The 8,881-nt window shown below is 71.7% G+C and carries 9 protein-coding genes; all 9 read right to left on the bottom strand.

The features are described from left to right. The coding region (locus HMPREF0731_RS16010) for a sugar kinase (protein ID WP_007005216.1) at positions 1-885 on the bottom strand (885 nt) is incomplete at its 3' end. A 2-nt stretch (positions 886-887) separates the two neighbouring features. After that, positions 888-1,520 (bottom strand): bifunctional 4-hydroxy-2-oxoglutarate aldolase/2-dehydro-3-deoxy-phosphogluconate aldolase, encoded by a 633-nt coding sequence (locus HMPREF0731_RS16005; protein WP_007005215.1) that lies wholly within the window; start codon positions 1,518-1,520, stop codon positions 888-890. Next, a complete protein-coding gene (gene uxuA, locus HMPREF0731_RS16000) occupies positions 1,517-2,713 on the bottom strand; it encodes a mannonate dehydratase (protein WP_007005214.1) in 1,197 nt (398 codons plus the stop codon). The genes HMPREF0731_RS16005 and uxuA overlap by 4 nt, the downstream gene beginning before the upstream one ends. 28 nt (positions 2,714-2,741) lie before the next feature. After that, the gene (locus HMPREF0731_RS15995; protein ID WP_040613628.1) at positions 2,742-4,217 is read right to left on the bottom strand and encodes a mannitol dehydrogenase family protein; all 1,476 of its coding nucleotides are present in this window, start codon (positions 4,215-4,217) and stop codon (positions 2,742-2,744) included. 8 nt (positions 4,218-4,225) lie between these two features. Continuing rightward, complete coding sequence (locus HMPREF0731_RS15990; protein ID WP_007005212.1) at positions 4,226-5,503, bottom strand: TRAP transporter large permease; 1,278 nt, start codon at positions 5,501-5,503, stop codon at positions 4,226-4,228. After that, positions 5,503-6,003, bottom strand: a complete 501-nt coding sequence (locus tag HMPREF0731_RS15985) for a TRAP transporter small permease (protein ID WP_007005211.1) — start codon at positions 6,001-6,003, stop codon at positions 5,503-5,505. The genes HMPREF0731_RS15990 and HMPREF0731_RS15985 overlap by 1 nt, the downstream gene beginning before the upstream one ends. A gap of 16 nt (positions 6,004-6,019) precedes the next feature. Further along, positions 6,020-7,015, bottom strand: a complete 996-nt coding sequence (locus HMPREF0731_RS15980) for a TRAP transporter substrate-binding protein (RefSeq protein ID WP_007005210.1) — start codon at positions 7,013-7,015, stop codon at positions 6,020-6,022. Positions 7,016-7,057: 42 nt separating this feature from the next. Then, positions 7,058-8,074 carry a Zn-dependent oxidoreductase gene (locus tag HMPREF0731_RS15975; protein WP_007005209.1) on the bottom strand — a complete coding sequence of 339 codons (1,017 nt, stop codon included), beginning with the start codon at positions 8,072-8,074 and terminating at the stop codon, positions 7,058-7,060. Between the two features lie 8 nt (positions 8,075-8,082). Further along, the gene (locus HMPREF0731_RS15970; RefSeq protein WP_007005208.1) at positions 8,083-8,769 is read right to left on the bottom strand and encodes a GntR family transcriptional regulator; all 687 of its coding nucleotides are present in this window, start codon (positions 8,767-8,769) and stop codon (positions 8,083-8,085) included. Positions 8,770-8,881: the final 112 nt, after the last annotated feature.

Here is an 8,881-nt window from a genome sequence, read left to right as displayed (position 1 = left end):
GTCGGGGATCGGCGCCACGGCGCCATAGCCCTGCGTGGACAGCGCCGCCGCGCAGGCGGCGTAGCGCGCGGCCTGCTCCGGCGCGTCGCCCGCCAGCAGCCGCGCCAGGAAGCTGCCGCAGAAGGTGTCGCCGGCGCCGGTCGCGTCCACCGGGCGGCAGGGGAAGGGCGGGATGCGCAGCCGCCCCTCCGGCGTCGCCAGATAGGTGCCGGCGGAGGACATCTTCAGCGCCACCAGCCTCGGCCCGAGTGCCAGGTAGAAATCCAGCACGGCGTCGGGATCGCTGAGGCCGGTCAGCGCCGTCGCATCGTCGAGGCTGGGCAGGGCGATCTCCGCCTCCGCCATGGCGGCGTGGATCAGCGCGGCGGCGCGGGCGCGCGGCCAGAGGCGCGGGCGGTAATTGGTGTCGAGCGCCACCGGCACCCTCGCCTGCCGCGCCGCGCCGATCGCCGCCAGCACCGCATCGGCCGCGCTCTCCGAGATGCCGAGGCTGATGCCGGAGGCGTAGAACAGGCGCGCCGCGCGGATGGCGTCGAGCGGCAGATCCGCGGCGCGGTAGCGGCTGGCGGCGGAGTGGCTGCGGTAGAACTGGAACTCGTGCCCGGAGGCGCCATGCGTCACCAGGTAGAGGCCGGTCGGTGCCGCCGCGTCGCGCCGCACATGCGCGATGTCCACGCCCTCCGCCTGCCACAGCGACAGGAAGGATTGGCCGGGCGCATCCTCGCCGATGGCGGTGATGTAGCCGACGGCGCAGCCCTGCCGCGCCGCGGCGATGGCGGCGTTGGAGGTGTCGCCGCCATGGCCCTGCAGGAAATGCACGCGGCCCTCCGCGCCGGCCGGCTGCTGGTTCAGCTCCAGCATCGGCTCGCCCATGCAGAGCAGCATGGTCAGGCGCGCTCCTGGCCGAGCATGCGCGCCGCCACGGCCTGGATGGCGGCGCGGTCGCCGGCGGCGATGCGCTTCTCGTCGACCAGCGCGCCGCCGATGCCGACAAAGGCCGCGCCGGCCGCCAGATAGTCCGGCATGTTGCCGGGATCGACGCCGCCGGTGGGGCAGAAGGCGACGCCGGGGAAGACGCTGCGCAGCGCCTTCACATGGCCCGGGCCGCCGGCCGAGCTGGCCGGGAAGATCTTCACCGCGTCGGCGCCGGCGGCGAGCGCGGCGCGCACCTCGGTGGGCGTCATGGCGCCGAGCAGCAGCGCGGCACCGGCCTCGCGGCAGGGGGCCGCCAGCTCGGCATCGACCCAGGGAGCCACGAGGAACTTCGCGCCGGCATCGAGGCAGGCGCGCGCGGCCGCCGCGTCGCGCACCGTGCCGGCGCCGACCAGCAGCGAGGGGTCGGCGGCCAGCTCGCGGATCAGCGCCGGCGCGTCCGGGATGGTCATGGTGATCTCGAAGATCGAGAGCCCCGCCTCCTTCAGCCAGCCCACCACCGCCGCCGCATGGGCGGCGGTGCTGGTGCGGATGACGGGAATGGCGCGGGCGGCGCGGAAGCGCTGCAGCAGGGCTTCCGCGCTCACAGCGGCAGGCCCTTGGTCTGCGCCAGGGCGCGCATCACGCCGCGCAGCTCGGCCAGGCCCTTCATGCGGCCGATCAGCGGATAGCCGGGGAAGGTGCCACGGCCGAGATCATAGGCCAGCTCATGCCCGTGATCGGGGCGGAAGGGAATTCGCCAATCGGCGCGGCCCGCCGCCTTGCGGCGCTGCTGCTCGGTCAGCAGCACCTCGACCACGCCCACCATGTCGGTGTCGCCATCCAGATGGTCGGCCTCCATGAAGGAGCCGTCGGGCTCCTTCGCGACATTGCGCAGATGCGCGAAGTGGATGCGGTCGGCGAAGCGGCGGGCGATGGCCACCGGATCGTTCTGCGGCCCGGCGCCGAGCGAGCCGGTGCACAGCGTCAGCCCGTTGGCCGGGCTGTCCACCATAGCCAGCAGGTCGGCGATGTCCTGCTCGGTCGACACGATGCGCGGCAGGCCGAAGAGCGGGCGCGGCGGATCGTCGGGATGCATGCACATCCGCATGCCGACCTCCTCCGCCGTCGGGATCACCTCTTCCAGGAAGCGCTGCAGATTGGCCTGCAGGTCGGCATGCGTCATCTGGCCGTATTCGGCGAGGATGCGGCGCAGGCCGGGAATGTCGTAGCGGTCATAGGCGCCCGGTAGCCCGGCCATGATGGAGGCCAGCAGCGTGTCCTTCTGCGCCTGGCTGGCGGCATCGACCCAGGCCTTGGCGCGCGCCAGCAGCTCGGCCGGCACGCCATCGGCAGCGCCCGGGCGCTCCAGCATGTAGACATCGAAGGCGACATAGTGATGCGCGTTGAAGCGCAGCGCCGTGCCGCCGCCCGGCACCGGATGCGCCAGCTCCGTGCGCGTCCAGTCCAGCACCGGCATGAAGTTGTAGCAGATGACCTTGACGCCGCAGGCGGCGAGGTTGCGCAGCGAGGCCCGGTAATTGTCGAAGAGCTGCGCGCAATCGGCATCGCCGCGGCGGATCTTCTCATGCACCGGCAGGCTCTCGACCACCTCCCAGGTGAGGCCGAGCGAGGGGTCGGCGGCGAGGATCGCCTTGCGCTTCTCGATCTCCTCGACGCTCCACACCACGCCATAGGGCAGCTGGTGCAGCGAGGTGACGATGCCGCGCGCGCCGGTCTGCCGGATGTGCTGCAGCGTCACGGCGTCGTCGGGGCCGAACCAGCGCCAGGTTTCTTGCATGGGGAAACTCCTCCGGGGGTCGGTTCGATCAGGCGAGGGCGGCGCGGGCGCCGGCGGCGAGCAGGCGGCGATAGGCGTCGGTGACGGCGTCGGTGAAGCGCGGCTCGGCCGGCAGATCCGTGCCGAAGATGGCGGGAAAGCCGAGCGCCGCGCGCACCCGCGCCGCCGGGTCTCCGCCCGCCGCGTCGAGCGCCTCGCGCAGCGCGGCCGCCAGCGGGTCGCGCACATCGATGGCGCCGCCGCGCTCGTCGACGCCGCCGACATAGCGGATCCAGGCGGCGACGACCAAGGCCAGGCGCGGGATCGGCAGGCCCTGCGCCAGACGCTCGCGCACCGTGCCGAGCAGGCGCTGCGGCAGTTTCTGCGACCCGTCCATGGCGATCTGCCAGGTGCGGTGCCGGATGGCCGGGTTGGCGAAACGCGCGGCCAGCGCGTCGGTGTAGGCAAGAAGATCGGTGCCCGGCGGCGGCGGCAGGGTGGGCAGCATCTCCTCGCGCCACAGCGCGCGCAGGAAACCGGCGAAGGCGGCATCGGCCATGGTGTCACCGATCGTCTCATGCCCGGCCAGATAGCCGAGATAGGCCAGCGCCGAATGCGCGCCGTTCAGCAGGCGCAGCTTCATATGCTCGAAGGGCGCGACATCGGCGGCGAATTGCGCGCCGGCCAGCGCCCAGTCGGGGCGCGCATCGCCGGCGAAGCGATCCTCGATCACCCATTGCCGGAACGGCTCATGCACCACCGGCGCCGCGTCCTCATGGCCGGTCAGCGCGCGCGCCTCGGCCAGGTCGGCTTCGGTGAGCGCCGGCACGATGCGATCGACCATGGTGCAGGGGAAGGGCACCTCGGCCTCGATCCAGGCGGCCACAGCATCGTCGCGCAGCGCCGCATGGTCGCGCAGCAGCCCGGCCAGCAGCCGGCCATTGTGCGGCAGGTTGTCGCAGCACAGCACGGTGAAGGGCGGCAGCCCCGCCGCGCGCCGCCGGCGCAGCGCCGCCACCAGGAAGCCCGGCGCGCTGCGCGGCGCATCGGGCTGTTCCAGATCGGCGCGGATCTCGGCATGGTCGGGGCGCAGGCGACCGGTGGCCGGGTCGTGGCAATAGCCCTTCTCGGTCACCGTCAGGCTGACGATGTGGGTCTCCGGATCCGCCAGCCGCGCGACCAGCGCCGCCGGATCCTCGGGCGCCACCAGCACGCCCAGAAGATTGCCCACCACGCGGGCGCGGGCGCCCTCCGGCCCGTGCTCGATCGCGGTGTAGAGCCCCTGCTGCGGCGCCAGCCGGTCACGCTGGTCGGGCCGCTGCAGGCTGGCGCCGACGATGCCCCAGTCGCCGCCTTGCGCGTTCAGCACATCCTCGGTGTAGAGGGCGCCATGCGCGCGGAAGAAGGCGCCGAGGCCGAGATGCACGATGGCCGGGCGCAGCGCCGCGCGGTCATAGCGCGGCCGCGCAATGGCGTCCGGCAGGGCGGCGAGGCTGTCAGGGCCGAGGCGGGGAAGGGCGGGCATGGCGCGGCTCACGGCAGCAGGAAGCCCGGCAGCCACAGCGACAGGCCCGGGATGAAGGAGACCAGCATCAGCACGATGATGTTGCAGATCAGGAAAGGGATGATGGCGCGGCTGACCTGGCCGAGCGAGACCTTTGCGATGTTCGCGGCGACGAAGAGGCAGACGCCGACCGGCGGCGTGGTCAGGCCGATCATCAGGTTCAGCACGACGATGATGGCGAAATGGATCGGGTCGATGCCGACCTGCAGCGCCACCGCCAGCAGCGGCGGGAACAGGATGATCAGCGCCGCGATCGTCTCCATGAAGGTGCCGACGATCAGCAGCAGCACGTTGACCATCAGCAGGATGACGTATTTGTTCGTCGTGACCGACAGCATCGCCGCGGCGATGGCCTGCGGGATCTGCTCGCTGGTCAGGATCCAGCCGAACACATTGGCCAGGCCCACCAGCAGGATCAGCCCGCCCGAGCCGATGGCGCTCTCCAGCAGCAGCCCCGGCACCTGGCGCAGGGTGAAGCCCTTGTAGACGAAGAGGCCGACGACGAAGGCATAGAGCGCCGCGACGATCGAGGCCTCGGTCGGCGTGAAGACGCCGCCGACGATGCCGTAGAGGATGACGGCGGTCATCAGCAGCGCCCAGAAGGCGCCGCGGCTGGAGCGCAGGATCTCGCCGAAGCCGCGCCATTCGCCCTTCGGGTAGTTGCGGCGGCGCGACAGGATATAGACCGTGACCATCATGCCGAAGCCGAGCAGCAGCCCGGGCACCGCGCCGGCCAGGAACATCTTGCCGACCGACAGGCCCGAGAGGGTGCCGACAATGATCATCGGCACGCTGGGCGGGATGATCGGGCCGACCGTGGAGGCGGCGGCGGTGACGGCGGCGGCGAAGGGCGCGTCATAGCCGGCGCGGCGCATCGCCGGGATCATCACCGAGCCGATCGAGGCCGTCTCGGCCACCGCCGTGCCGGCGATGCCGGCGAAGACCATCGAGCCGGTGACATTGGCGAGGCCCAGCCCGCCGCGGATATGGCCGACCAGCGCATTGCCGAAGCGCACGATCTGGTCGGTGATGCCGCCGCCATTCATCAGGTTGCCGGCCAGCACGAAGCCCGGGATGCAGAGCAGCACGAAGCTGTCCATGCCGGCGAAGCTGTATTGCGCCACGACCGAAAGGTCGATGTCGGCGCCGAACAGATACACCGCCGAGGCGACGCCGAGGGCGATGCCGACCGGCGTGCCCAGCACCAGGCAGAGGGCGAAGCTCGCGAAGAGCAGGGTCACGAGCATCAGGTCAGCTCCCCATGCGAGGCGGGCGGCTTCTCGGCGAAGCCGAGCAGGCGGAAGACGGAGAACAGCGCGAGCGAGGCCGGGATCAGCAGCATCACCGCGTAGATGACGATCATCGGCATGTCGAGCGAGCGGGCCCGCTCGCCGGCGCTGAAGGCGACATAGTCCCAGGCGCCGGGCAGGATGGCCAGGCAGAAGCCCAGCACGATGAGGTCGACGAGGCGGTCGATGACGCGCCGCGCCGCCTCCGGCAGCGGCGCGGTGAACAGGTCGACATTGACCATCTCGCCGCGCAGCAGCGCCAGGCCGCAGGAGAAGCCGACGAGATAGACCAGCGCGAAGCGGGCCACCTCCTCGGTCCAGGCGAAGGAGGGGAAGCCCGGCACGCGGCCCAGCACCTGGATGGTGACCACCCCGATCAGCGCGAGAAAGGCGGCCAGCGTGCCGGCGCGGCAGACGGCGCGCGCGGCGGCGAGGAGGCCGGCAAGGACGAGGCGCATCAGGCTTCCCCCCGGATCAGCCGGCCAGGATCTGCTCGTAGAGCGGGCGGATCTCGGCGGAGAGCGCATTGGCCACCGCGTCGCGGCCGCGCGCGGCGAAGGCCTGCTTGTCGACATCGACGAAGCGCATGCCCTTGGCGGTCAGCTCGTTCGCCAGGTTGCGCTCATCCTCGATGAACAGGCCGCGCTCATACTCCTGCGCGGCCTTCGCCGCCTCGGCGATCGCCGCCTGCTGCTCGGCCGGCAGGCGGGAGAGCTTGCGGCTGCCGCCCACCAGGTAGATCCAGCTCAGCACATGCTCGGTGCGGTTGATGTGGCTCTGCACCTCGCTGAAGCTCGCCGACTTGATCAGCGCCAGCGGGTTCTCCTGCGCGTCGATGGTGTGGTTCTGCAGCGAGGTGAACACCTCGGAGAAGGCCATCGGCGTCGGCTTGGCGCCCAGCGCCTCCCAGAACTTCACGAAGAGCGGCACGTTGGGCACGCGCAGCTTCAGGCCGTTCAGCTCCTCCGGCTTGGTGATCGGCCGGTTGGAGGTCAGGTAGCGCGGGCCGCGGGCGAAGTAGCCCAGCGGCTTCAGCTGGGTGCGCGCCGTGATCTCCTCGGCGATGCGCGTGCCGATCGGGCCGCCCACCACCTTGTCCATATGGCCGAGGTCGCGCACCGCATAGGGCACCGCCAGCAGCGCCGCGGCCGGGGCCCAGTTCTGCAGCGATTCACCGGTGATGGTGAAATCGACCGTGCCGAGCTGGATGCCCTTGATCAGGTCGGTTTCCTTGCCGAGCTGCTCGTTCGGGAAGACGCGCACCTCGATGGCGCCATTGGTGCGGCGCGCCACTTCCTCGGCGAACTTCACGCAGGCCTTGTGCCAGGTGTTGTCCTCATTGGCCAGGTGGCCGAGCTTCAGCGTGGTGCGCGACTGGGCGCGCAGCAGGCCCGGCGCGGCGCCGAGCGCCAGCACGCCGGCCAGGCCGCCCAGCGCGGCGCGGCGGGGAAGGCGGATCTTGTCGTTCATTGAAAGCGTTCCTCCTGGAAGAATGGCGCGGCGCCCGCGCGGTCAGTCGAAGGCCAGCTGCACCTTCAGCGTGCTGGCCGGGTCGCGCTCGATCAGCGCGAAGGCCTCCGGCGCATCGGCCGCGGCAAAGGTCTGGGTGATCATGGCGGCGGGCTGCAGCCTGCCCTCGGCCAGCCATTGCACCACCTGCGGCAGCAGGCGGCGGTTCAGGCGCGAGCCGACCAGGCTCAGCTCCTTCTTGACGATCTCCTGCTGGCTCACATTGCAGGGCGCCGGCGAGAAGCCGAGGATGCCGATGCGCCCCGCCGGGCTCGCCACGCGGCAGGCCTCATCCAGCAGCGCCGGGATGCCGGCGCCGTCGATGACGACCGAGGGGCCGAGCCCGTCATGCTCGCCGGCCACCGCCTCGGCCACCGATCGCGCCTTGGGGTTGACGGTGAGATCGGCGCCGAAGCCGCGCGCGCGCTCCAGCCGCGCCTCGTCCGGGTCGGCCACGATGCAGCGCGCGCCATGCAGCTTGGCCACCTGCAGCACGGTCAGCCCGACCGTGCCGGCGCCGTAGATCAGCACGGAATCCTGCGCCTCGATGCCGGTGCGCGACAGGACGTTGGCGGCGATGGAGAAGGGCTCGGCCAGCGCCGCCAGCGCGATCGGCAGGCTGTCCGGGATCGCCACCAGATTGGCCTCGGGCAGCACCAGCCGGTTGCGGAAGCCGCCATCGCGGTGCACGCCGAAGACTTCCAGCCGGCCGCAGACATTGGAGCGGCCGACGCGGCAGGCATAGCATTCGCCGCAGGAGACGACGGGATCGGCCACCACCCGGTCGCCCTCGGCCAGGCGCGTCACCCCGGCGCCCACCGCCTCGACCACGCCCGCGAATTCATGGCCGATGATGCGCGGATACTTCGCGAAGGGGTTGCTGCCGTGGAAGATGTGCAGGTCGGAGCCGCAGATGCCGCCGCGCTGCACGCGCAGCAGCACCTCGCCCGGGCCGGGCGCGGCCGGGCTCTCCTCGAACAGCTGCAGCAGATGCGGCTTGGCGACGGCGATGGCGACCATGGCGGACCTCAGCGGGCGGGGGCGAAGTATTCGGGGCGCGTCTCGCGCAGCTTCTCGATGGCGGCGAAGACGGTGCGCAGATGCTGGCGCATCACGGCTTCCGCCGCGTCGGCGTCGCGCGCGGCGACGCTCTCGGCGATGCGCTCATGCTCGGAGAAGATCATCTCGAGCCAGGCCTGGCTCTCGGTGGAGAGGTAGCGGACGCGGTCGAGCTGCGTCTTCACGTCCTGGATGACGCGCCAGATGGCGGGCCGGCCGGCCATGCGGATCAGCGCGGCGTGGAAGCTCTCGTCGCTGGCGAAGAAGCCCAGCGCGTCGCCGCCCTGCACCGCGGGGCGCTGCCGCTCGATCTCGGCGCGCAGCGCGGCGATGTCCCCGTCCTGCGCCTGCTCGGCGGCCATGCGCACGGTGCGGCATTCCAGCGTCTCGCGCACGAACTGGCTGTCATGCACGGCGTCGAGCTGGATCGGGGCGACGAAGCTGCCGATCTGCGGCCGCACTTCCAGCAGCCCCTCATCGGAGAGGCGGCGGAACACCTCGCGCACGGGGGTGCGGGAGACGCCGAGCTGCTCGGCCATGGGGGCCTCGGCGATGGCGGTGCCGGGCACCAGCTCGCCGGTCAGGATGCGCTGGCGCAGCGCCGCGTAGAGTTCGCGGGCGATCGGTTCGCGGCGTTCCAGCGCGACCTGCATCATGGACGGCCTGTTTTCCCCTTGGACTGGTATACTAGTATGCCAGTGGCGCCGCGCCGTCAAACCGCCCGGCGGAGTCCGGGCGGCGCGGCGGCCGGCGGGGCGGGGAGGCGGG

The sequence above is a fragment of the Pseudoroseomonas cervicalis ATCC 49957 genome (genome assembly GCF_000164635.1).
In the GTDB taxonomy this organism is placed as follows: domain Bacteria; phylum Pseudomonadota; class Alphaproteobacteria; order Acetobacterales; family Acetobacteraceae; genus Pseudoroseomonas; species Pseudoroseomonas cervicalis.
This window is presented reverse-complemented; position numbering and strand designations above follow the sequence as displayed.